We start from the raw sequence: 24249 nt of genomic DNA, 5'->3' as shown, positions 1-24249 counted from the left end.
TCGTGTCGATTTGCTCTCGGATGGAGCGATCGTCACTCATCGATGTGCTGTTCCTTTGCGGATTGGCGGTCGAGTTTGCCACTCGCCGTTCGGTTGATCGGCCCGTCGATGAACTCGTACACCCTCGGTCGCTCGAAGCGTGCCAGTTTATCTGACTCGAGACACCACTCGTCGAGCTGGTTGCTCGAGACCGACGGATCCGAACGGGCGACGATCGCAGTCACTCGTTCGCCGTACTCCTCGTCAGAGACACCGACGATGACCGCATCCTCGACGTCGGGGTGGGCGTTGAGGCGCTCCTCGACTGGCGCCGGGAAGACTTTTATCCCTTTTGACGTGATCATGAAGTCCGACCGGCCCTCGATGTAGAGGTAGCCGTCCTCGTCTTTGTATCCGAGATCGCCAGACCGCCACCAGCCATCGTCGAACGCGTTCTCGGTTTTTCCGGTGTCCCCCCACGCCCAGACCGGTGCGTCGGGCCCTTTGATGATGATCTCGCCGACTTCGCCGGGGTCGAGCGTGTCGGTCGGGTCCCCATCCTCCTCGACGATCCGTATTCGCTGTCCGAGCAACGGTTTTCCGACGCTCTCGACTCGGTCACCGTCCATCTCCTCGTTGGTAATCTGCGTGCCGTGTATTTCGGTCGACGAGTAGCCGTTACAGATCCGCTCACAAATATTCTTCTCGAGTCGCTGTACGGTCGTCTTGTCGAGTTTCTCTCCGGTCGAGAAGATCTCCTCGAGCGAACTCAGATCGTATTTTTCGAGCCTGTCCAGTTCGAGGATTTCCCGCCACATCGTCGTGACGAGGCCCACGTGTGTGATTCGTTCGTCCTCGATTAGTCGGGCTACCTCCTCGGGGTCCCAGTTGCGACGGAAGACGACGGTTTGGCCCGTGAGTAGCGTTGATATCGTGTTCCCCCACCAAGCCGCAAATCCTGGGCTCAATACCGTCAGACTCCGGGAAAGTCGATCCGACGTCGACGAACTCATCATCGCCTTGAGAGTGATCCCGCGGTTCGTGTGACACCAGCCTTTCGGTCGACCGGTCGTTCCCGAGGTCCACCAGATCGCCGCGATGTCCTCCGGCTGGACCCGAACGTCCGGCTCCGTCTCCGGCTGTTCCGCGACGAACTCCTCGAGGGACTGTTCGTACTCGGTTCGTGGTTCGCCGAGAGTGACGACCGTCGAGAGATCCGTCGTGATCTTTTCGGAAACGCGTTCTTCGAAGAACTCGGAGTACTCCTCGTCGAGGACGATGACACGCGGACGAATCGTATCGATGCAATACCGGAACGTTTCGGGGGACGCCCGAAGGTGAAGGTTGGAAGGGATCGCACCGGCTTTCATCGCACCGACCATCGTGGCCATATGATCGACCGACGACTCACAAATAAACGCCACTCGATCCCCCTGTGCGAGGTGGTCCTGGAAGGCGTTAGCCGCCCGTTTGCTCTCGGAGTCGAACTCGGGCCACGTAACCCGTCGATGTTCGTCGACGAACGCCGTCGAGTCAGGGTTGCTCTCCGCCGCGATTGTCGAGAGATCCTTTACCGTCGTAATCTGTGGTGTAGAGTACGTGTGCATAGTATTCACCGTGTCAGTCGATGGGAGGTCCCGTTTTCTCTCGTCGGCAGCGTTCGTACCGAACGCGAAGTCGTTTGTCGCCGATGCCACAGCCGTCTGTAACGAAGAAGATGACCAGTATTCATCTTGGGAGACAACACCATACACGTGGTATCGTAATTGCTGGTTAATAGCTTTTTGTTTCGGGAAGCTCGCCCGTTGCGAGCGATCCGGCTACTTACCCTCGAACTCCGGTTCGCGATCCTCCGCGAACGCGGCACCGCCCTCTTTTGCGTCGTCCGTATTCAGGAGCGTTCCGAACGCGTTTCGATCGAACTCGATCCCTTCTCGGAGCCCAGCGTGCTGTGCGATGTCGACGGACTTCTTGATCGACTGTATAGCCAACGGCGCATTGGACGCGAGGTTCTCGGCGAACGCCTCGACCTCGTCGTCGAGTTCGTCGGCCGCGTACACGCCGTTGATTAGCCCGTTCTCTGCCATCCAGGACGCCTCAAAGTGATCACCGGTCATCGCGAGTTCCTTGGCGACGGCAGGTCCGGCGATATGAGTGGCGTACTGTACTCCTCCCGCACCGGGGAGGAGTCCTAGCGTCACCTCGGGGAGCCCGAAGGTACTGTCTTCACTTGCAAACCTGAAGTCACAGGCAAACGCCGTCTCGAGCCCACCGCCAAGACAGTATCCCTGGATCTTCGCGATCACGGGAGTCGGGAACTCGTGGAGAAACTCGAGTGCCGACCGTGACGACGTCTCTCCCGCCGAGTCCGAAAATCCACCGACGTCTGCACCCGCACAGAACGCCTTCTCGCCCGCGCCCTCGATGATTACCGCCCTGAGCGCGACGCCGTCGACCTCGTCGTTTTGTTCCTCGAGGAGTCGCAGTCCCTCAACGATGTCCTCGAGCAACTGGCCGTTGAGCGTGTTCAACGCCTCGGGACGGTTGAGTGTCAACGTGGCGATACCTGTCTCGTCGTCAAACTCGACGATTGCAGTCTCCAGTTCTGTTCGCATGTACGTCCTCCGTTGTCAGTCCTCCCATAAATAACGTTAGCTTTTGCCACGATAGCGTGGGGACACCACGAACCGTTCACGGCGATACCGGAACGTCATCCGTCGGGGGGCCACCGGACGTGAGTGGTCGAAAGAAGAGCCACACGATCTGTTATTGCCGGTGGGATTGGTCGCCGTTCTACAATCGACCGGCAAAGACTCATTGCAGTCAGTGCTAGTCCCGATCGAGGTACTCCGGGAACAGCCGCGTGTGCGGCGGCTCGATGTCGTAAATCTCACAGAAGTTGCCACCCAAAATGAGGTTGAGTTCGTCCTGTGGAACGTTGTCCTCGCGGGCGAACTTATCGAGTTCGCGCAGACACGTCCCCCAGTAGTCCGCCATATGTGCGGGGACGCCTCGGTCTTTGTACTGTTCCCAGCGCATCGACGGGAAGTCGAGGTCGTTCTTCGAGTTGTGGCCCTCCGCGACCGCGGAGGCGCCCCAGTCGGTTCCCCAGAGTAGTTGATCGGGACCGATGTTCGGGTCGTTCATCGGCCGGCGGAGAATGTCCTCCCACCAGAGACCGACCTCGAGGTAGACGTTATCGTACTGCGAGGCGACCATACACGCACGCTCGACGTTGTACTTCCAGTGGCCCTGGATGCCACCGTGTTCGAACACCAGATCGACGTCGGGGTACTCCGCGAGGATATCCGCCGCGTTGTACGGGTCTCGGAAGTCCGGAAGTTTGTCCTGTTCGCGAAGCCCACCACCCTGATAGCCCGACGCCGCGCCGGGATGCCACCGAATCGGAACATCGTACTTCGCGGCCAGGTCGAAAAACGGCCGAAGCTGTTTCTTTCGTTCCTGCCAGGTCATTCGCTCCTCGAGGTTCGGGTCGTGCGGAAGAAATTCCCCGATTCCGACGAAGCCGTCCCAGGAGAGCACCTCCTCGAGTTCGTCGACGGCCGCCTCGACCGTCCACTCCTCCTCGCCGCGAAGCGCTTTCTTCTTGGTCTGGACGGGATACGCGCTGGCGACGAACTTGTCGGGATGTTTCTCGATGATCTGGCGATTGATGTCGTTGTTCATCCCGAACGCCGGAAGCAACATACACATATCGACGCCGTACGCGTCCATGTCGTACAGGAGTCGCTCGGAATTGTCGTAGACGATGATCCCATCATCGTCGTCGGCCTCATCGGCCGGTGTCGCGGTGTGCATGAGTTCGCCGAGTCGGGAATACTGTTCGTCTTCCTCGCTCTGCTGAAATCGTACCGCGTGGCGCTGGGCGTGGACGTGAGTGTCGACCACGAATCGACCTAATTTCATGTACGGGTCACAATGTTGCACACGGTCTAATAACTCTTGTCTTGGTAGACAAACGCTGTACACTTTCAGCGCCAACCCCACCGCGGCATCGACCGAAACAAGGTCGCTATGGCCGCCCCAGACGTTCTCTATCAGAGAACAGATTTTCCGACATCTGACCGGCAACAAAGACAGAACGGGCTACGACGAACGAGGGAACAACAACCCCAGACCACACGATCACCGACAAACCGTCCCAGAATCCAATAAGAACGTACTGTACATTACAATCATACCCGTGTAATTTTACTACCAGATCGTGGTCTGGATAGAAATTCGTTCGCCAATAGATAACGAATTGTGGTGATTATTTGTACGTGAGATTGAGCTCGAGATCGTTGACGGAAGTAAGTAACCGGTCTGCATATTCGTCGTGACAGCGCTCTTCAGTGAGCCGATTCGCGGCGCCGGCGATCGAAAGCGCTCCCTGAACCTGATTGTTGTACATAATCGGAACGCCGATCGCGTGAATCCCCTCCATATCCTCGGCGAGATTCAACGCGTATCCCTGTTCACGAATCGTCTCGAGTTCGTCGAATAGGTCGTCCTTGTCCGTGATAGTCCGGTCAGTTTGCTCTGGTAGCCCGTGTTGGCCGATTATTTCGTCGACGCGATCGGCAGGGAGCTCCGAGAGGATCGCCTTTCCTCCGGAGTTCAGGTGAAGATGTGTCCACGTTCCAACGAGCGAATCGACGTTTATATCGAGCGAACCACCGTCACCGTAAAGATACATACCGATTCCATTCTCCTCAGTGATCAACCACACCATCTCCCCCGTTTCGTCAGCTAACTCCGTCACGACCGGTTTGGCCTTGTGAAAGACATCGTACCGATTCCGAACGAACGAACCGTACCGGAAAAATCCCAGTCCCAGGTAGTACTCATCGTCGCGTTGGACGACGAACCGTCGGTTCGCCAGCGTCGCCAGGTGTTTGTGGACTGAACTCTTCGAGTGGCCGATCTCTGACGCAATCTGTGTGACCCCCGCACCGCCTTCCTCCTCGAGGACGTCAACGATCTCGAACATCGTCTCGACCGATTTTACCGTTTGTGAGCCCGTGTCATCCATTGACCGAGAATTAATCTGCGCCAATAAAAAGCGTTGTGTTCTCCAATCGAGAACGATTCGGCGTTCATTCGGACCGGAGTGTTTATCTGGCTAAGAACGAAATCGTCGCCGATGAAGATCCTCGTCACGGTTTCCGAAGTCGCCACCGTCGAAGACGAGTTCGAGATCGACGGGACAGCAATCGCCGACCAGTACCTCGGCGCCGACCTGAACGAGTGGGACGACTACGCCGTCGAGGAGGCCGTCCAGCTTCAGGAGGCCGGCCTCGCCGACGAGGTCGTCACCGTCACTATCGGACCGGAGGACGCAGAACAGACCATCCGTCAGGCCCTCGCGAAAGGCGCCGACCGCGCCCTCCGCGTCTGGGACGACGACATCGCCGACGCCGGACTCCTCGATCCCGCCACCAAAGCCGACGTCCTCGCCGCCGTCGTCGACCGCGAGGAGCCCGATCTCGTCCTCTCGGGAGTTCAGACCGGCGACGACAGCTTCGGCGCCACCGGCGTCGCCCTCGCCGACCGCGTCGGCTACGAGTGGGCCGCCGTCGTCAACCACCTCGAGCACGACCTCGCCGACGGCGTCGCGTCGGTCCGCCGGGAACTCGAAGGCGGTGTCGAGGAACTCACCGACGTCGACCTCCCCGCCGTCCTCACCATCCAGACCGGAATCAACGAACCCCGCTACGCCAGCCTCCGGGGCATTCGACAGGCCCAGCGCAAACCCCTCGAAGTGCAGACGCTCGACGACCTCGGGCTCGAAGGCGTCGAGTCCGCGTACGCGCTGACGGCGATGTACGAACCCGAAAGCGAGAGCGACGTCACCGTCTGGGAGGGCGGCGCCGACGAGACGGCGACCGAACTCGCTGAGATGCTCCGCGAGAAGGGGGTGGCACAATGAGCGACGTCCTCGCGGTCGCCGACCACCGCCGCGGCGAGCTCCGCGACGTCAGCTACGAGATCGCCACCGCCGGCCGACAACTCGCCGACGACCTCGGTGGCGACCTCCACCTCGTCGTCATCAGCGGCACCGTCGACGACTTCGCCGGGAAACTCGACCGCGACGGCGTCGACGTCGTCCACACCGTCGCCGACGGCGAAGAGTACAACCACGGCGTCTACACGCAAGCGATCGAACAGCTCGCCGCTGAGCTCGATCCGCAGTACGTCCTCGTCCCGAACAGCGTCAACGGCCTCGACTACGCCCCCGCCCTCGCCGGCGTCCTCGAGCGCCCGATCGTCACGGACACGATCGGCCTCGAGAGCGACGGCGAAACACTCGTCGCTACCCGCGAGATGTACGGCGGCAAGGTCGAGACCACCGTCGAACTCAAGGGGCCGGCGGTCGTCACGATCCGGGGAGCCGAGTGGCCGAAAGCGGAGGGAACGGGCGACGCCGAGATCCGGTCGTTCGACGCCGAGATCGACGAGGCGACGATCGGGTCGACGGTCAACGGCTTCGAGGAGGTCGCCGGCGGCGACGTCGATATCGCGGACGCGGACGTCCTCGTCAGCGTGGGGCGTGGCATCGACGACGAGGAGAACTTGGAGATTATCCACGACCTCGCGGAGGCGCTCGACGCGACCGTCTCGTCGTCGCGTCCGATCGTCGACAACGGCTGGCTCCCGAAGAACCGCCAGGTCGGCCAGTCGGGGAAAGTGGTGACGCCGGACGTCTACATCGCGATCGGCATCTCGGGTGCGGTCCAGCACGTCGCCGGGATGAAGGGGTCGGAGACGATCGTGGCGATCAACACGGACCCGAACGCGCCGATCATGGACATCGCCGACTACGCCATCCACGACGACCTCTTCGACGTCGTTCCCGCGCTCACCGAACAGTTCCAGTGAGCGCCGGACAGTCGCGGGTCGATCCTCGAGGTGCACGAGTACTGATATCGGCCCTCGAGCACCCGACGCGACAGAGCATGACCACTGCCACACCGTCCTCTCGGACGAGTGCGGCTGTGTCCCGATCTCTCCGCTGAGAAATATTCCGAGGGATTCGGAGTGGATTCCGGTTATTTATTTCACGGATTTTTAGAACACGGTCATATAATTACTCAGGAACGTAGCACCATAATTATACCCCCGTACTGAGAGGAAACGCGTATGCCGTATCGAAAGACGCGACGGGGACTCATCTCGAGTGGCGTCGCCGCCGGTGTCGGCGGCCTCGCAGGGTGTCTCGAGGGGGTCCCCGGGTCGGAGACGGGCGAAGTCGAAAGCGAGGTGGACACCCGTCCGACCGACCGGACGATCAGGCTCGGGGTCATGCATCCGCTCAGTGGGGACCTCGGATCGGTGGGTGAACCGATCAAAGACGGTGCACTGTTGCCGGTCGAACAGATTAGAGACGAGATCGATCCGGAGATCGAGTACGAGGTGGTGGATACGGAAACGTCATCGTCGACGGGCGTCCAAGGGGCGTCGCGTCTGGTCGACGCCGGCTATCCGATGGTCAACGGGGCGTCGGCCTCTGACGTGACGTTACAGGTCGCCCAACAGGTGCTCATCCCCCACCGAACCGTCTGTTGCTCGCCGGCGTCGACGACGCCGACGATTTCGACGGTGAACGACGCCGGATTGTTGTTTCGAACCGCGTTGTCGGACTCGTTACAGGCGATCGTTCTCGCGGAGCGGGCAGCGACCGAACGCAACGCCCGGAACGCGGCGACGCTGTACGTGAACAACGATTACGGCTGGCAACTCAGCAGGGCGTTTGCCCGCGCGTTTCGTGGCAATCACGACGGGACGGTGACCGAACAGGTTTCGTTCGACGAAGGGGAAGACGCCTACCACGACGAACTCGAGTCGGTGGCGGCCGCCGATCCTGACCTCGTCGTCGTGATCGGCTATCCGGAGACGAGCGCGAGGTTGTTCGACGGTCTGATCGATCACGATCCGGGGATCTCCATTCTGGCAACCGACGGGTTGCGCGATGGCTCGCTCCACGAAATGACCGAGAACACGATCAATCACATCCGCGGAACCGCGCCCCTGGTGGCCGGACCGGGCGAAGACGTCTTTGCGGAGCTGTACGAGGAGCGCTACGGCGTCGATCCGGGGGTGTTTACGGCCCACGCGTACGACGCGACGGCGGTCATGTTGCTCGCGAACGCGTTCGCCGGAGAGAACGACGGCGCGGCGATCGGCAACGCCATGCGGATCGTCACCGAGGGGCCGGGTGAAGTGGTCGGCCCGGAGACGCTCGCCGAGGGGATCGACCTCGCGGCTCGAGGCGAGCAAGTCGAATACCGTGGCGCCTCGAGTCCGCTCGGATTCGACGAGAACGGAGACGTAACGGACGCGACGTTCGAATACTGGCGGTTCGACGACACAGCGGGAAGCGGAGTAACCGAAGTCGACAGGGTGAGTACGTAATATGTTCGCAAAACTCGTTCCATCGTTTATCAGGCGGCGATATCTGGTGAAGTTCGTGATCTCGATTCTGGCGGTAGTTCTCGTCATCGGTGCCGTCGGCGCCGTGAGCTACGCCGAGATCGACGAAACGGTCCGAACGGATTCGGACGAGCAGATCGAATCGACGGCCGAACTACAGGCCGACGCGATCGGCGACTGGATCGAAAACATGCGCATCCAGACGCGGGCGGTTTCGTCCACGCCGACGCTTCAGGAGGACAATCCGCCGGCCATCCAGGGGCAACTCGTCGAAGAGCAAGCCAGGATGAGCGCCGACGTTCGGGCGATACACTACGTCGACACCGACGCGGGAACGATCGTCACGAGCACCGACGCACAGCACCGAGATACGGATCTCGCAGAGATCGACGAGCCGTGGACGGAGACGGACTTCGACGACGCGTTCCCGTTCAGCGAAGCGGTCTGGTACTCCGATCGGGCCTACGAGTCGTCGGCGCTCGACGATCAGGTGATGGCGTTTGCCAGCCCGGTCACCGAACGAGACGACCGGGTGATCGTCGTCGTCACGACGCTCGAACACCGAGTCGATCAACTCCACCAGGAGGAGGCGGCGATGTCGACCACGATCGTCGACGGCGACGGAACGCAGGTGTTGCAAGCGGAGGGCGTCACGCTCGAGGACGGCTCGCTCGACGACGAGGCCGTCGACGCCGCACTTGCCGGTCACGCGACTCACGTTCAGGGCGAGGAGTACGTCCAGGCGTACGTTGCGATCCCCGACACGCAGTGGGTTGCGGTAACGAGCGTTCCAATCGATCAGGCCTACGGGGTCGCAAGCGACGTCAGATCGAACGTCGTCCAGATGGTGCTCGCCAGCCTGATCGCACTGGGCGTCGTCGGCGTCGTCATCGGTCGACAGACGGTCGTCCCGCTCGGCCAACTCCGGGACAGGGTCGGCGAGATCGAGGCCGGAAACCTCGACGTCGAACTCGAGACGTCTCGAACCGACGAGATCGGCCGGCTGTACGACGGCCTCGACAGCATGCGCGAGTCGCTGAAAGTGCAGATCCACCAGGCCGAGACGGCGCGGACGGAGGCCGAACAGGCCCGCGCCGAGTCCGAAGCGATGAACGACCACCTCGAGACGAAAGCCGACGAGTACAGCGAGGTGATGCAAGTGTGTGCGGAGGGTGATCTGACCGCGCGGATGGACCCCGAAAGCGAGAACGAGGCGATGGCGTCGATCGCGACCGAGTTCAACGAGATGATCACCGAACTCGAGGCGACGACGGCGACGGTCAAATCGTTCGCGACCGAAGTCGCCACCGCCTCCGAGCAGGTCACCGCCTCGAGCGAGGAGGTCCGGTCGGCCTCCGAGCAGGTCACCGAGTCGGTCCAGGAGATCTCCGAAGGTGCTGACCGCCAGAACGAGAACCTCCAGTCGGTCACCCACGAGATGAACGGCCTCTCGACGACGACCGAAGAGATCGCCGCCTCTTCGAACGAGGTCGCCGACCTCGCGGCGCGGACGGCCCAAACCGGAGAACGCGGCCGGAAAGCGGCTCAGGAGGCCCTCGAGGGAATGACCGAGATCGAGACGGACTCCGAGGCGGCCGTCGAGGAAATCGCCCGCCTCGAACGCGAGATGGAACAGATCGACGAACTCCTCGAGTTCATCACGGAGATCGCCGATCAGACGAACATGCTGGCGTTGAACGCCAACATCGAGGCCTCGCGATCGTCGGACTCCAACGAAGGATTCTCCGTGGTCGCCGGCGAGGTGAAGGATCTTGCCGAGGAGACCAAAAACGCGGCCGCCGACATCGAACGCCGCCTCGAGCAGATCAAGTCCCAGACGGATCGGACCGCCGAGGAAGTCCAGCAGACGAGCGACCGGGTCGCAGAACACACCGACTCGGTCGAACGGGCCGCCGACGCCCTCGATGAGATCGCAGACTACGCCGAGGAGACGAACGTCGGCGTCCAGGAGATATCGGAAGCCAGCGACGAACAGGCGAGTTCGACCCAGGAGGTCGTCGCGATGGTCGACGACGTGGCGACGATCGCCGAGGAGACGAGCGCCGAAAGCGAGACCGTCGCGGCCGCCGCCGAAGAGCAGACGACGGCGCTCACCGAAGTCTCACAGAGCGCCGACGACCTCGCCGGCCGCGCCGGCCACCTCTCGGCCACCCTCGAGAGCTTCGAAACCGGCGAGACGGCCGACGAGGGACTCACCCCCGTACTCGACGATGCAGACGAATACACTCCGGCACTCGAGGGTGACGGCGACGGAGCGGGTGATGACGACGGCGATGGTGCGGGTGATGACGGTGAGAATCGGGACGCCGACTCGAGTGGGGGCGACGGGGAATCCGACGACACGAGTACGACCGGAGACGAAGCCGACGAGACGAGTACGGGTGAGGGCGAACTCGGAGCCGACGAATCGGAGCGAGACGAGACGGTCCTCGAGTTCGACGAGTCGGACGAATCGAGCGAACGAGCGGACGAGAACGGTTCCGAACCGACTCCAGACGATGACGGTGACGATGGAGAATCCGACGAGGTCGATCCGATGAACGATCCACTGGACGATCCGTTCCAGTTCGAAGAAGTCGAGGACGGAAAGTAGGCGATTCCAGAATACGTTTCTGGTTTTCACCGTTCTGTTCGGGCTATCTGTCGTTCTGCTCTCGCGGACATCGTTTTGTAATACTTTTTTACTTAATTCATAAGAGACATGTATCGGTAGGTACTAATGTCATCGGTCATGCTCGGGGTCTTCAGAAAACTCGTCCCACAGTTCGTCCGACGAAGTTACGCGATGAAGTTCGGAATCGCGTTGCTCGTACTCGGACTCGCGGTCGGAACGATCGGGTTCGTCGGAACTGCCCAGATCCAAGACGGCGTGCAATCGAACGTTTACGAGGATCACGCGGTGCTCGCACACCAGCAGTCGGAGTCGGTCGGGGAGTTCCACAGCGAGAACGAACGCACGGTCGAAGCGATCTCCCGAACCGGATCGTTAGACGAAGACCCCGAGGAAGCACAGACGTATCTCGAGGCGGAGATTCGAGACCACGGCGGCGGCGACCTCGGCGAGCGTCACCTCCACCTTCTCGAGGTCGACGGAGACGTGATCGCGAGTTCGAAAGTCGAGCAGGGAGCGGAACTCGAGGGCTATTGGCTCGAGGAACTCGAGACGGACGGAACGTACGTGACCGGTGCGTACGAAAGCGGGGACGTCGACGGGAACGTGGGGCGGATCGCCTACGTGACCGACGCGGGTGGCGTTCCCGAGGACTCGGTGTTGGTCTATACGGTCCCGATCGACGAGTACGGCGTCAGCAGCGCCGACGGGACCTATACGATGGTCGTCGACGAACGCGAGACGATCGTCTTCGACGAGCCGGGAAGCGACGTCTTGCAGTCGGCGACCAGCGCGACGCTCGAAACGTACGACGAAGACGCCGCGCCGATCGAGTCGGCTCGAGGCATCTCCTCCGACGGGGCGGGTGCCACCGAGGTCGGCCCGGCGAGTGCCTTCCTGTCGGAGGACTTCTTCGGTCCCGAGGAGTACGTCGTCGGCTACTCGGCGGTGCCGGGGACCGACTGGGTCGTCCTCGTCCACACGCCGACCGAACTCGCATACGGGTTCGTCGACGACGTCAGGCTGTACGGCTCGCTGGCGACGGTCGCCGCCGTCGTCCTCATCGGCGGCGTCGGCGCGGTGATCGGCTGGAACACCTCGCGATCGATCGATCGGCTCACCCGAAAGGCAGAGCGGATGGAGGAAGGCGATCTCGACGTCGACCTCGAGTCCGAACGGATCGACAGCATCGGTCGGCTGTACGACGGTTTCGACAACATGCGCGACTCGCTCAAGACCCAGATCACGGAAGCGACGGAGGCGCGCCAGGAGGCCGAGCGGGCGCGGACGGAAACCGAACGCATCAACCGCCACCTCGAGACGAAAGCCGACGAGTATAGCGAGGTGATGGGAGTGTGTGCGGAGGGCGATCTGACCGCGCGGATGGACCCCGAAAGCGAGAACGAGGCGATGGCGTCGATCGCGACCGAGTTCAACGAGATGATCGCGGAGATCGAAGAAACGACGGCGACGGTCAAATCGTTCGCGACCGAAGTCGCCACCGCCTCCGAGCAGGTCACCGCCTCGAGCGAGGAGGTCCGGTCGGCCTCCGAGCAGGTCACCGAGTCGGTCCAGGAGATCTCCGAAGGGGCGGATCGACAGAGCGAGAACCTCCAGTCGGTCACCTACGAGATGGACGGGCTCTCGACGACGATCGAGGAGATCGCCGCCTCCTCGAACGAGGTCGCCGACCTCGCCGAACGCACCGCCCAAACGGGCGAACGCGGCCGGGAGGCGGCCCAGGACGCCCTCGAGGGGATGACCGAAATCGAGACGGGGTCCGAGGCGGCCGTCGAGGAGATCGCCCGCCTCGAACGCGAGATGGAACAGATCGACGAACTCCTCGAGTTCATCACGGAGGTCGCAGAGCAGACGAACATGCTCGCGCTGAACGCCAACATCGAAGCCTCCCGATCCGCCGACTCGAGTGAGGGCTTTTCGGTCGTCGCCGGCGAGGTGAAGGATCTCGCCGAGGAGACCAAAAACGCGGCCGCCGACATCGAACGCCGCCTCGAGCGGATCAAGTCCCAGACCGACCGGGCCGCCGAGGAAGTCCAGCAGACGAGCGATCGAGTCACGGAACACACCGACTCGGTCGAACGGGCCGCCGACGCCTTAGAAGAGATCGCAGACTACGCCGAGGAGACGAACGGCGGGATTCAGGAGATATCGGAGGCCAGCGACGAACAGGCGAGTTCGACCCAGGAGGTCGTCGCAATGGTCGACGACGTCGCGGCGATCGCCGAAGAGACCAGCGCCGAAAGCGAGACCGTCGCGGCCGCCGCCGAAGAACAGACGACGGCGCTCACCGAAGTCTCACGAAGCGCGGACGACCTCGCCGGTCGCGCCGGACATCTCTCGGCCACCCTCGAGGAGTTCGAGACCGACGAGGGTGTCAGCGAGGAGCGGGTCCCCACGCTCGAGGCCGGTGGAGGGAGCCAGATCGGCGACGGCGAAACGGGCGGTGACGGTGGAACGGAAAGCGACGGCGAGAGAATGGACGACGGCGAGGACGTATCCGATACGGATACCTCCGGGGACGGGACCACCGGTAGCGCTGCCGACGATTCCGAACCTGACGGCGCTGCCGACGCGAGAGGCGATGACGGTGTGGACGCGAGGGATCGATCGTCGGGAGACGATCCGCTCGACGAGACGTTCACGTTCGAGCAGGTCGAGGACGAGACCTAAGGCTCGGCGAACCGTCACCTACTTTTTTACCCCCTCCTAAGAACCGCCAATGGAACTTCTGGAGCGCCGTCGGGCGCTGATTGAGGAGCGTCTCGTCGAAGTCGTCGACGGGGTCGACCCCGAGACGCTCAACGATGAAGTTCGCCACGTGGCGCTTTCGGGGGGGAAACGCGTGCGACCGATGATCACCGTACTGGCCTGTGAGACGGTCGGGGGAACGCCCGAGGACGCGGTCGATTTCGGCGTCGGAATCGAACTCGTCCACAACGCCTCGCTGGTCATCGACGACATCATCGATCGATCGGAACTCCGGCGTGGCACGGAAAGCGCCTGGGCTGAATTCGGCCACGGACCGGCGATCGTCACCAGCGACGGCTTACTCGGCGAGGCGTTCGCGCTCTTTTCGGCCGACCCGGACGCGACCCGCGTCGTGGCCGAAGCGATGGTCGAACTCGGCGTCGGCGAGGCGACCGAACTCGCCGCCAAGCCGGCGAACGAGGCCGAGTACATGACTCTCGCCAGACGGAAGACCGGCGCGCTCTTTCGTGCGGCGTCCGAACTCGGTGCGATCGCCGCCGGTTCGGATCCGTTCACCGTCGAAGCGCTCGGCGAGTACGCCGAGCGAGTCGGAATCGCCTTCCAGATCAGAGACGACGTACTGGACGCGGTCGCCGACGCCGAGGACCTCGGCAAACCGACCGGACACGACGCGGCGCTCAAACGCCCGTCGGTCGTTCAGGTGACGGATCTCACGCCGGAAGAAGCGAACCGCCGCGCACGTTCGGAGGCCGATCGAGCCATCGACGCCTTAGAGCGGGTCGACGTCGCCGACCCCGAAGCGCGGTCGTATCTCCTCGATCTGGCCGAGTTCGTCGTCGAACGCGAGCGATAACGCTACGCGCTTTCGGACGGGTGGGCCTCGCGGCCGTCCGGTTCCGAAAACCGCGATTCGACGACGGCGAACGTCAGCGTGCTCACGATGCCAAGTAACGTCCCGGCCGTAAGCGCCGTCGCGAGATACGTGACGTCGACGCGATCGAGGAAGAACGCGCTCACCGCGTGGAGGACGATCGCCATCGAGAGTACGTAGAAGGGCGCGTTGAGGTATCGCCACTCGAGGGTGTCGGCGATGTACTCGTCGGTTATCTGCCCGAGGCTCGTCGTCACGCCGGCGGCGGCGACCCACTGGACCGACCCGTAGACGATCGCGGCCGCCGTGGCGAGTGCACCGACGGTGCCGGGCGTCGCGTCTCGGACGGCGTCGAGTTCGTTCAGTCCGTGGACGCCGCCGAGGACGACCAGCGCGGCGGCGACGACGTACGCGAGCAGGGTCGTCCGGCCGGCGTACAACAACCGTCGGCCCCGCTCGACGGCGGTGTCCAGACGGGAACCCAGACCGAGCCCTCGAGAGATGAGATAGAGCCCGAGCAACGCGGAGGTCGTCCCGAGGACGAACCCTGGCATCTCGAGGGCGCTCCCAATCAGCGCGAGCGGATAGATCAACAGGAGGATGCCCAGCGGGATGAGCACCGTCCCCCGTGTTTCGGGGTCGTCGAGTACCTGCTTGATCGTGTAGTACATCGACTCTAAGTTCTGGGCCTGTCGAACGACGACGCGGCGGACGCCGTCGATCGGAACCCGCGATCTGATGATCGGGATGACGGACTCGTCCTGTGCACCGTCGGTGATCACCAGCGCGGTGACGTCCTCGCTCGTCGAGAGGCTCGCGAGGACGGTGTCGACCTCGTCGCCGACCTCGCGGTTGGCGCTGACGTCGTCTTCCTCGTTGCCGGTGACGACGGCGACTTCGACGCTCTCGTCGCGTTCGGTGAGGTCGTCGTAGACGTGCAGTCCCTGGAAGATGACGTTGACGTCGGAGTCCTCGGGGTCGGCGGTCGCGAGCGCGACCGCGGCCTCCTCGACCGGCTCGCGACCGATAACTGGCGTCGAGAAGCCGGTCTTCCGGCCGAGGTCGTCGTCGAGATCGACACAGAGGACCAGCAGCATCGATTCGTGGTTGCACTCGACGGTATTTCCGTCTTCTGGAGAACCAAAACCGATATCGGGCACTCGATCGGTGACGACTCGGATACGATCGGTCCGAACGGACGGCCAGCCTCGTTTCGCACGGCTTTTGAGGCTCGACCGGGTACGTGTACTCGAATGATCTCCAGGGGCTGTGAGCAGTGTGCGAAAGGCGGCAAGATGGTTCTGTTCGTCTACGGTTACTGCGACCAGCGCGATTGCTTTTACTGCCCGCTCGGCGAGAACCGCAAGAACGTCACCGACGTCTACGCGAACGAGCGCCTCGTCGAGGACGACGAGGACGTGCTCACCGAGGCCCGCCGGATGGACGCCCTCGGCACCTCGATCACCGGCGGCGAGCCCCAGGAAGCCCTGGACCGGACCTGTCACTACCTCGAGCTCCTGACCGAGGAGTTCGGCGAGGACCACCACACCCACCTCTATACCGGCATCACCGGCGGCCGGGAGAACATGCGCCGGCTCTCGGAGGCCGGCCTCGACGAGATCCGATTCCACCCCCCACTCGAGCAGTGGGGAGAGCTCCACGGCACCGAGTGGGAGGATATTCTCTACGTCGCTCGCGAGGAGGGGCTGACTCCCGCCTTCGAGATTCCGGGCATCCGCGCGGAAGCGGAGTTCCTCGAGTTTTTAGACGAGGGCGCGGCGGAGTTCTGCAACGTCAACGAGTTCGAGATGTCCCAGGGCAACTACCGCCGGATGCAAGAGAAGGGCTTCGAGCTCAAAGAAGACCACATGAGCGCCGTCGACGGCACCCGCGAGGAGATCCTCGACGTGATGGGTGATCACGAGCGCGTCTACTTCTGTACCTCCGTCTTCAAGGACGCCGCCCAACATCGCCGTCGGCTCAAGCGCATGGCACGGAACGTCCGCCGGGAGTTCGACGACGTCACGGACGACGGCACGCTCGTCTACGGGAAGACGCACGCCGATCCGGATCGTTTCGTCGAACTCGGTGTCCCCGAGGAGTTTTACACCGTCAAGACCAGCCACGTCGAGGTCGCCTGGTGGCTCTTAGAGGAGATGATCGAGGAAGGTGATCTCGAGGATGGCGAGATCGTCGAGCAGTATCCGAGCTACGACGGGCAGGTGGTTGAACGGACGCCGCTTGCGTAATCGTACCGCGAGCGAACGCCGTTGGCGTCGGAATTAAGCGACGGAAACGTTTCGATCGAGGTCGCTCGAGCGGAGTCGTCCAACCGGCGGCGAGGATCGGCAAAAACGGTCTGATACGGAGTGCTGTCCCGATGTCCCGGCGGTGAGTCGAACCGTGTGAGACGAGTCTCGGTGGAGGAGTGCAGCGAGTCCACCGTTGCAACCGCGCCCCGTCCTGCGGTCGCGGCGGAACTGACGGACAGCAGATCGTCTGAGTCAGTCGATCTCCGTCGGGTCGACTTCCGGGAGGGTAATGAGATTTTCCCGACCGATTCGAAGCTTCTCGATGGCGTCGTCGTCATCCATCTGTGAGAGCAGTTGTGACACCTTGGCGTTCGACCAGCCGGTTTCCTTGACGATGTTCGCCTGTTTCATCCGGCCGCCGTTCCGTTTGAGCATCCTGAGGACGCGTTCCTCGTCGCTCAACAGCTCGGGGTCGACGTCGTCGTCGAGTTCCTCATCGAACTCGACGCTGGTGTGAGACGGGTCCGCGGGATCGACGTGCCCGCGGTCGGTCGGGATCGCCTGCCCACCGTCCGGGTCCGTCGGTGCGAGAGTGGACGAACCGTCCTCCGCGTTCGGGGACCGGGGTGCAGGAAGCCAGTCTGGGAGGTCCTCTTCGTCGGCAGACTGCCAGACGCGATAGAGGAGAACGCCACCTACGACCACGATGACTAGACCGGCGAGGAGGTACTCGAGCGAGAGTCCTACCGGTCCCTGAGAGCCTTGGACGAAGATGATGTCGAGTTCGCCTTCTTCGAACTCGTGTGGGCCGTCCCACTCGAGGTCCGTAGGCGTCTCGAGGAAGTAGCCCGACGGCGACTCGACGACGAGTCGTTGGCCGTCCCCGAGATCCAACCAGGAACCGTTAGATCCCTGGAGCGAATCCTCGAAGTAGATTCGATTCTCGTCGACCCGGCTGAACTCCGTCCAGGTGAACGAGTACGAGACGACGCCGATACGGACGTCATCGTCGTCGTACTCCGCTTCGGCTTCTTCGATTCGCGGCTGGTCCCAGCCGTCGTCTTCGATCGTCATCTCGCGTCCGGTCGAGGCGGCGGCGTCGTCGACGACGGCATTGAACTGAGAGCTCTCGTAGCCGACGTCGCGGTTGCCGGCGGCGACCTCGGCGGCATACTCTTCGAAGATGGCTTCTTCCTCGTCGTCGGTGATGAGAAACCGCGTTTCGATCGACCAGCGGGCGTCACCGTCGTCGGTGAGGTTGATCCGGATCACCTGGGAGGGATCTGCGGGGGAAAGCGGTGACCCGTCGGCGGCGATCGAGGCGGGGGGATGCTGGACGCTCGCGTGGTCTCCCGAATCGGCGACGGACGGCGTCGCTGGGTTCCCGGCGACCGTCGAATCCGGCCCGGATTCGAGTGCGGCCGACGGTGAGACGACCGCCATCCCGAGCATCGAGGTAACGAGGAGGGCTGTGAGGGCGACTGTGACAGCGGTGGATAACCGCATACCTAACAACGGGTGGTTTCCCGGGGGAAAAAACACTTTCCATACAAAAATACGTCCTTACTGCGCGCCGTAGCCGGTCTCGCCGTCCGAGAATCGTTCCGTAGCGCCCGTCTCGAGTGCGACCCGCTTTTGTATCAGGAACGCGTACCGCGGATCGATGAACAGCGCGACTGCTGCCCTCCTCGCGTTGCTTCTCGTCTGCTCGCTCCCCGCAATGACGCTCGTTGCCGCCGATTCGAGTGGTTTTGCGGATGGAGGACCGGCGGGAAGCGTCCAGGACCAGTCCCCCCAACAAACGCCGGTCGAGGTAGCTGAGACGACGAACCGCCTGCCGATCGGCGACGCCGGGACCAGTTACACGCACGTCGGAACCGATCTCGGAACGGTCCTCGCGAGCGGCGACGACCAGTTGCGGATCGATCACGAACAGTACGTGATCGCCGAACGAGAGTTCGACGCCGCCACTCCGGACGAACAGGAGGAGATGATCGAGGACGCACACGATAGGATCGAAGAGCGCGCACTCGAACTCGAGGAGCGCGAAGAAGTGATCGTTCGGGCTCACGCAAACGGCGAGCGATCGGACGGAGAGGTCGTCCGGATGCTCTTGCGAAACTACAACGAAGCCCTCGCATTGCAGGACGCACTCGACGACCTGAACCAGCACGCAGACCGTGTGCCGGGCTACTCGCTGTCGAATCAACAACGAGATGCGACCGAAGCGACCCTCGGGTTCCACAGGACGCCGATTCGGTCGAATATGGCTCTCGCGAGCGAACGACTCGACCCAGATACCGAGTACGATATTCGATTGCAGACGTCCCAACACGGTTATCGAGTCTCGGTCCTCGACGGATCGACCTACGTTTCAGAGACGACACGCTTCGACAATCGGGAACCACACTCCTCGGATCAGTTTGCGGAGATCGAAGACCAGACGAACCCCGCGTTCGAGCGTGGCCAGGAGCTGTATCCGTGGGCCAGTGATACTGGAAGCCCGAGTTACCCACTCGGCTCCGGCCCGCATCTCGTTCGCTTGGTCCTCGACGACCACCACCTCGAGATCTACCTCGACGGCGGCTCAGGCGAGGTCCACCGCGAGCTCCAGGAGCTGTCGGTCGGCTCGCTCCCGGTCGATTCCTCCCAGAGCTGGACCGACGACGGACTCGAGATGACGCTCAACGAGACGCCGGCGAACGGACCGGCCGAGGTGAACGTTACCGACTCGTCGACCGGCGAACCGGTCCCGGCGACGATCGTAATCGACGACCGCGAAGTCGGCCAGACCGGTCCGGACGGTACCCGCTGGATCATGCCGCCTGACGACACGTACGAACTGACCGCGGAGACCTCCTCGGGCACCGTCGAAGCGACGGTCGACGGGAACTGGCAGTACTGACCGCCGACGGACGCCGCGTCCGTCGAACATATTTCCGGCGGCTTTGGGGAGATCGAACGACACAGCCACGGTGCTGGCGACGAGAACCGGTCCGGACGTTTATATCGGAAGGCGCGGCCAGGGAGGCGCGTGATCGGGACCGATCGAGGATCGGTGACGTCGAACAACGAGTCGTCGATGTCGAGCGGCGATCGCCCCCTCGGGAGCGGGCGCGCTCTCAGCCCGCTCGTCGGCGTCGTCATCTTGATCGCGATCACCGTCTGTCTGGCTGGCGTCGTCGCGGTCGGCGCGGCCACGTGGTCGCTCGAGTCGACGGGGCCGAACGCCGCGTTCGATCTCTCGGTCGACGCAGACGCCGAGGACGTCGAAATCGCGATCGACCACGTCGCGGGTGATTCGATCGACGTTCGAGAGCTTTCGGTCGAAATCGCCGTCGACGGGGATGATTTGGCCGAACAGCCGCCCGTTCCGGCCGCGGGCGCGAGTGGATTCAACGGGACCCCGACGGGGCCGTTCAACGAGAAGGCTGATCCGGAGTGGCGAAGCGGCGAGCGGGCGAGCATCTTCGTCGCGGAAACGAACGACCCAGTGCCGACTGCGGGCGACGTGGTGACGGTTCGACTCGCGGTCGACGATCGGCGGATTGCGAGCCTCGAGGCGGTAGCGGCCTGATGAGGTGACGGTCTCTCGGCTGGACGACGGGAGTCGCCATCGGGCAGAACGGTGGGGTTCTCGAGCGTGGATCGATTCTCGAGCGTCGATCACTCGGGCGCACGACCGATCGTCGTGATCGCGACGTCCGGATCGTAGGAGGGGCCCATAAATGCGTGTTTGACTTCCTCGAAGCCGGCACCTTTGAACATCCGGTCGGCCTCGTACTCGTCGTAAAAGAGCATTATCGAGTCTGCGAGTTTGCGAGCGAGAAGGCCGTCGGGATAGTTAGGTCCGACGACGAGCACCTGGCCGCCGGGTTTCAGGACGCGTCGGAACTCCCGCAATGCGAGAATCGGGTTCGGCCAGTACTCGATCGACCCCGACGACCAGACGACGTCGAACGTGTCGGTGGCGAACGGCAGTCGTTCGGCGTCGCCGCGGTGGAACTGAACCGGCGGCGCTCGTTTGCCGAACTTCCCGTAGGCTTTCTCGAGTTGGTGTTCGCTCTGGTCGAGTGCGTAGACCTCGTCGACGTACTCGAGTAACCCCTCGGTGGCAAACCCGGTGCCACAGCCGACGTCGAGGACGGTCATCCCCGGCTCGAAATCGAGGAGTTCGAGCGCGTCCGCCCGCATCTCCTCGTTCCAGATAAAGGGGTTCACCTGGTCGTAGACCCTCGAGAGGTACTTGTAGAACAGCCGGGCCCGGGCCTTGTGTTCCAGAACTCCCATTAGCGACGAGTTTCGCGGCGATCGGGATATGTCTACTGTTCTCGTCGGCACCGTGCTAATCCGGGACTACTGGCTCCGGCGGGCGTCCGCGTAGCGGCGGACTTTCGCAACTACCATATACGCGCTGTCGCAAACGTTCGCCTGCTTAGAGTATGCCGAGGCCAGAGGTTCTTGAACGAATTCAGTCGGCGGAGCACGATGCCGACGACATCGTCGCAGAGGCAGAAGACGACCGCGACGAGCGAATAGCCGAGGCCCGGAAACGTGCCGAGGAGATTCGCACGGACGCGGAAGAGGAAGCGCGCGATCTCAAAGAGCGACGCCTCGAGGAGGCTCGCGAGGAGATCGATGAGGAGTGTGAGCGCGTCCTCGAAGAGGGCGAACAGGAGCGTGCGGCGCTCGCGGAGAGCGCACAAGATCGGGTCGACGAAGTGACCGACCACGTCGTGTCCCTGTTCCAGGAGGACGTCCATGCTCAGACCTGAGCGGATGAGCAAGGTCTCGATGGCCGGATCGAAGGGCGTCATGCCCACGGTCATCGAGACGATCCACGAGTTGAACCTGGTTCACCTCTCGGATTACGACGGCTCCTGGGAGGGCTTCGACAACGGCAACCCGATCGAGGGTGCCGACGACGCCTCCGAGAAGCTGGTGACCGTCCGCGCACTCGAGAGTACGCTCGAGATCTCCCGCGAGGAGACGGCGGCCGGGACGGTCGACGACAACTGGGCGGAACGCCTCGAGGAGATTCGAACGCGGGTGAACGAACTCGACGATCAACACTCCGAGATTCGCGAGGAGCTACGGATCGTCGAGGAGAAGATCGATCGCGTCGAACCCTTCGCCGAACTCGGGATCGACCTCGATCTGCTCTCGGGCTACGACAGCGTCGACGTCCTCGTCGGCGAGGGATCGTACGCCGAGGTCGAATCGGCCCTCGAGGCGGCCGACGAGATCCGTACCTTCGAGATCCTGACCGGCGGCGACGTCGTCGCGATCGTCGCCGCGCCCGCGGAGGGTGAGTCTACGGAGGGACTCGTCGACGACTCGCTCGTCGGGATCGAGTTCACCCGCCATCCGGTGCCGGAGACCGAACAGAGCCCCGAGGAGTACGTCCGCGAACTCACTGACGAGAAACGCGACCTCGAGGGCGAACTCGATCGAATCGCCGCCGACATGGAGGAGATCGAACTCGACGACGGCGGCTTCCTCGTGCGTCTCGAGGAGGAGCTGAGTATCGAGGTCCAGCGTGCGGAGGCGCCGTTGCAGTTTGCGACGACGGACAACGCCTTCATCGCCGAGGGCTGGATTCCCGCTTCCGAGTACGATCGACTCGTCGACGCCGTCACCGATGCGGTCGGCGACAGCGTCGAAATCGAACAGCTCGAGATCGCGGAGTACGAAGAACACGAACACGGCGCCGAAGCCCACACGGGAAGCGGCGGTGACGACGACGGCGAAGACGACGAGGCGGAGACGTCACAGCCGCCGCGCCAGAAGGCCGCGACCGACGGCGGGACGTCGGCCACATCCGCAGGCGCGGCAGGTGCCTCGAGTGGCGCCGTCACGATGGACGAGGATCCGCCGGTTATCCTCGACAACCTGACGCCGGCGAAGCCGTTCGAACTGCTGGTGAAGATGGTGAGCCAGCCCAAGTACAGCGAGCTCGATCCCACGTTGCTCGTGTTCCTGACCTACCCGTTCGCGTTCGGGTTCATGATCGGGGACATCGGCTACGGGATCCTCTACATGCTGATGGGCTACGGTTGCTGGAAGGTCTTCGACTCCGACGCCGGGAAGGCGCTCGGGACGATCGGCATCTGGGCCGGTGCGTTCACCGTCATCTTCGGCTACCTGTACGACGACTTCTTCGGCATCCACATGGCCGACGTCGGGCTCGGCTTCCTGCCGCTTGCCGGCTCGCTCTCGAAGGGGCTCCAGCTCTCGGAGTGGGCGTTGCTGTGGATCATCCTGAGCATCGCGTTCGGTCTGATCCACCTCAACATCGGTCTCATCATGGGCTTCGTCAACGACCTCAGCCACGGGCTGAAGGCGGCCGTCTACGAGCGGCTGTCGTGGGTCCTCGCGATGAACGGGCTGTTCATCTGGATCTTCTCTCACGGCGACGCCGGGAGCATCGAACACGGCATCGCCGCGTTGCCCGCCGACCTCGCGTTCAGCGAGACGAAACCAGATTTCCTCGTTGGGACCGGCCCTGATGCCGTTCTGTACGAGTTCCTCGGCTTCGCCGGCCTTCCGGAGATCGTCGGAATCGCCGGCATCGCGATGTTCCTCGTCGGCAGCGTGATGGTCGGTGTTGGCGAGGGTATCGCCGGCGTCTTCGAGATTCCGGCGTGGGCGTTCGGCCACGTCCTCTCGTACCTGCGGATGGTCGCGGTCCTGCTCGCGAAGGGTGGGATGGCGTTTGCGGTCAACCTGCTGGTCTTTGGCGCCTACGAAACGCCGGCTGGCTACACGTACTTCAACTATCCCGGATTGCACATCACCGACATTTCGGGATACGAGTACGGGGAGCTCTCGCCGGAGTTCGTCGGCCTCATCCACGCAGGCGACGGCGTCCTGGTCTCGGCGATCGCGATCATCGCCGCCATCGTCGTCTTCATCCTCGGGCACATCCTGGTTCTCCTGCTCGGCATCACCGCCGCAGGGATCCAGATGCTCCGCCTCGAGTACGTGGAGTTCTTCCAAAAGTTCTACCAGGGCGGCGGCGAGGAGTACGAACCCTTCGGTGAGGAGCAGTCGGTCCAACCCGCGGACTGATCGGCTTCGGCACCCTCGTTTCCGTTCGGTTTCGTTTCGGTATTCGCTTGGTCTCGAGACGTCGTCTTCTCCGACCTGTTTCGGTCTCTCGTCCGGATTGCTGTCCCGATATACCGGCGGTGAGTCGAACCGTGTGAGACGAGTCTCGGTGGAGGAGTGCAGCGAGTCCACCGCTGCACCCGCCCCAGGGGTCGCGGTTGCGCCAGAGGCGGTTGAGAGTAACCCGTATCAGCACCGATCGATCGGCGTCAGCGGGTGGCGACGGTCGGACGACGATGGGC

General features: G+C 62.9%; 18 protein-coding genes. 11 read left to right on the top strand and 7 right to left on the bottom strand.

Translation table 11 applies throughout. The features are described from left to right. Positions 1-32 precede the first annotated feature (32 nt). The 4 genes from AB7C87_RS07295 to AB7C87_RS07280 form a co-directional block, all read right to left on the bottom strand. The gene (locus tag AB7C87_RS07295; RefSeq protein WP_369728771.1) at positions 33-1586 is read right to left on the bottom strand and encodes a class I adenylate-forming enzyme family protein; all 1554 of its coding nucleotides are present in this window, start codon (positions 1584-1586) and stop codon (positions 33-35) included. 213 nt (positions 1587-1799) lie between these two features. Continuing rightward, a complete protein-coding gene (locus AB7C87_RS07290) occupies positions 1800-2594 on the bottom strand; it encodes an enoyl-CoA hydratase/isomerase family protein (RefSeq protein WP_369728770.1) in 795 nt (264 codons plus the stop codon). 214 nt (positions 2595-2808) lie between these two features. Further along, on the bottom strand, positions 2809-3906 hold the full coding sequence (locus tag AB7C87_RS07285; protein WP_369728769.1) for an amidohydrolase family protein: 1098 nt from the start codon (positions 3904-3906) through the stop codon (positions 2809-2811). A 346-nt stretch (positions 3907-4252) separates the two neighbouring features. After that, complete coding sequence (locus AB7C87_RS07280) at positions 4253-5014, bottom strand: IclR family transcriptional regulator (protein ID WP_369728768.1); 762 nt, start codon at positions 5012-5014, stop codon at positions 4253-4255. A 111-nt stretch (positions 5015-5125) separates the two neighbouring features. Here AB7C87_RS07280 and AB7C87_RS07275 point away from each other — a divergent pair, with 111 nt between their 5' ends. From AB7C87_RS07275 to AB7C87_RS07250, 6 genes are all read left to right on the top strand, one after another. After that, complete coding sequence (locus AB7C87_RS07275) at positions 5126-5911, top strand: electron transfer flavoprotein subunit beta/FixA family protein (RefSeq protein ID WP_369728767.1); 786 nt, start codon at positions 5126-5128, stop codon at positions 5909-5911. Then, a complete protein-coding gene (locus AB7C87_RS07270) occupies positions 5908-6861 on the top strand; it encodes an electron transfer flavoprotein subunit alpha/FixB family protein (RefSeq protein WP_369728766.1) in 954 nt (317 codons plus the stop codon). The genes AB7C87_RS07275 and AB7C87_RS07270 overlap by 4 nt, the downstream gene beginning before the upstream one ends. 261 nt (positions 6862-7122) lie before the next feature. Further along, positions 7123-8394 carry an ABC transporter substrate-binding protein gene (locus tag AB7C87_RS07265; protein ID WP_369728765.1) on the top strand — a complete coding sequence of 424 codons (1272 nt, stop codon included), beginning with the start codon at positions 7123-7125 and terminating at the stop codon, positions 8392-8394. 1 nt (position 8395) lies between these two features. Beyond that, positions 8396-11026 carry a methyl-accepting chemotaxis protein gene (locus AB7C87_RS07260; protein ID WP_369728764.1) on the top strand — a complete coding sequence of 877 codons (2631 nt, stop codon included), beginning with the start codon at positions 8396-8398 and terminating at the stop codon, positions 11024-11026. A 126-nt stretch (positions 11027-11152) separates the two neighbouring features. Continuing rightward, a complete protein-coding gene (locus AB7C87_RS07255) occupies positions 11153-13735 on the top strand; it encodes a methyl-accepting chemotaxis protein (RefSeq protein ID WP_369728763.1) in 2583 nt (860 codons plus the stop codon). A gap of 49 nt (positions 13736-13784) precedes the next feature. Next, positions 13785-14627, top strand: a complete 843-nt coding sequence (locus AB7C87_RS07250) for a polyprenyl synthetase family protein (RefSeq protein ID WP_369728762.1) — start codon at positions 13785-13787, stop codon at positions 14625-14627. 2 nt (positions 14628-14629) lie between these two features. Here AB7C87_RS07250 and AB7C87_RS07245 read toward each other — a convergent pair whose 3' ends face one another. Further along, positions 14630-15742: a DUF373 family protein gene (locus AB7C87_RS07245; protein WP_369728761.1), complete on the bottom strand. Its 1113-nt coding sequence runs from the start codon at positions 15740-15742 to the stop codon at positions 14630-14632. A 156-nt stretch (positions 15743-15898) separates the two neighbouring features. Here AB7C87_RS07245 and AB7C87_RS07240 point away from each other — a divergent pair, with 156 nt between their 5' ends. Beyond that, the gene (locus tag AB7C87_RS07240) at positions 15899-16894 is read left to right on the top strand and encodes a radical SAM protein (protein ID WP_369728760.1); all 996 of its coding nucleotides are present in this window, start codon (positions 15899-15901) and stop codon (positions 16892-16894) included. Positions 16895-17149: 255 nt separating this feature from the next. On the opposite strand, the gene AB7C87_RS07235 is transcribed toward AB7C87_RS07240, so the two are convergent. Then, on the bottom strand, positions 17150-18403 hold the full coding sequence (locus tag AB7C87_RS07235; protein ID WP_369728759.1) for a helix-turn-helix transcriptional regulator: 1254 nt from the start codon (positions 18401-18403) through the stop codon (positions 17150-17152). A 157-nt stretch (positions 18404-18560) separates the two neighbouring features. Between AB7C87_RS07235 and AB7C87_RS07230 the strand changes: the two genes are divergently transcribed. Then, the gene (locus tag AB7C87_RS07230) at positions 18561-19802 is read left to right on the top strand and encodes a DUF7096 domain-containing protein (protein WP_369728758.1); all 1242 of its coding nucleotides are present in this window, start codon (positions 18561-18563) and stop codon (positions 19800-19802) included. A gap of 177 nt (positions 19803-19979) precedes the next feature. After that, positions 19980-20474 carry a type IV pilin N-terminal domain-containing protein gene (locus tag AB7C87_RS07225; protein WP_369728905.1) on the top strand — a complete coding sequence of 165 codons (495 nt, stop codon included), beginning with the start codon at positions 19980-19982 and terminating at the stop codon, positions 20472-20474. An 89-nt stretch (positions 20475-20563) separates the two neighbouring features. Here AB7C87_RS07225 and AB7C87_RS07220 read toward each other — a convergent pair whose 3' ends face one another. Then, positions 20564-21187, bottom strand: coding sequence for a methyltransferase domain-containing protein (locus tag AB7C87_RS07220; RefSeq protein ID WP_369728757.1), 624 nt, complete (start codon positions 21185-21187; stop codon positions 20564-20566). Positions 21188-21339: 152 nt separating this feature from the next. On the opposite strand from AB7C87_RS07220, the gene ahaH reads away from it, so the two are divergent. Next, positions 21340-21672: an ATP synthase archaeal subunit H gene (gene ahaH, locus AB7C87_RS07215; protein WP_369728756.1), complete on the top strand. Its 333-nt coding sequence runs from the start codon at positions 21340-21342 to the stop codon at positions 21670-21672. Next, a complete protein-coding gene (locus AB7C87_RS07210) occupies positions 21659-23968 on the top strand; it encodes a V-type ATP synthase subunit I (RefSeq protein ID WP_369728755.1) in 2310 nt (769 codons plus the stop codon). The genes ahaH and AB7C87_RS07210 overlap by 14 nt, the downstream gene beginning before the upstream one ends. Positions 23969-24249 lie beyond the last annotated feature (281 nt).

It is taken from the genome of Natrarchaeobius versutus (assembly GCF_041205745.1).
GTDB classification, from domain to species: Archaea; Halobacteriota; Halobacteria; order Halobacteriales; family Natrialbaceae; genus Natrarchaeobius; species Natrarchaeobius versutus.
This window is presented reverse-complemented; position numbering and strand designations above follow the sequence as displayed.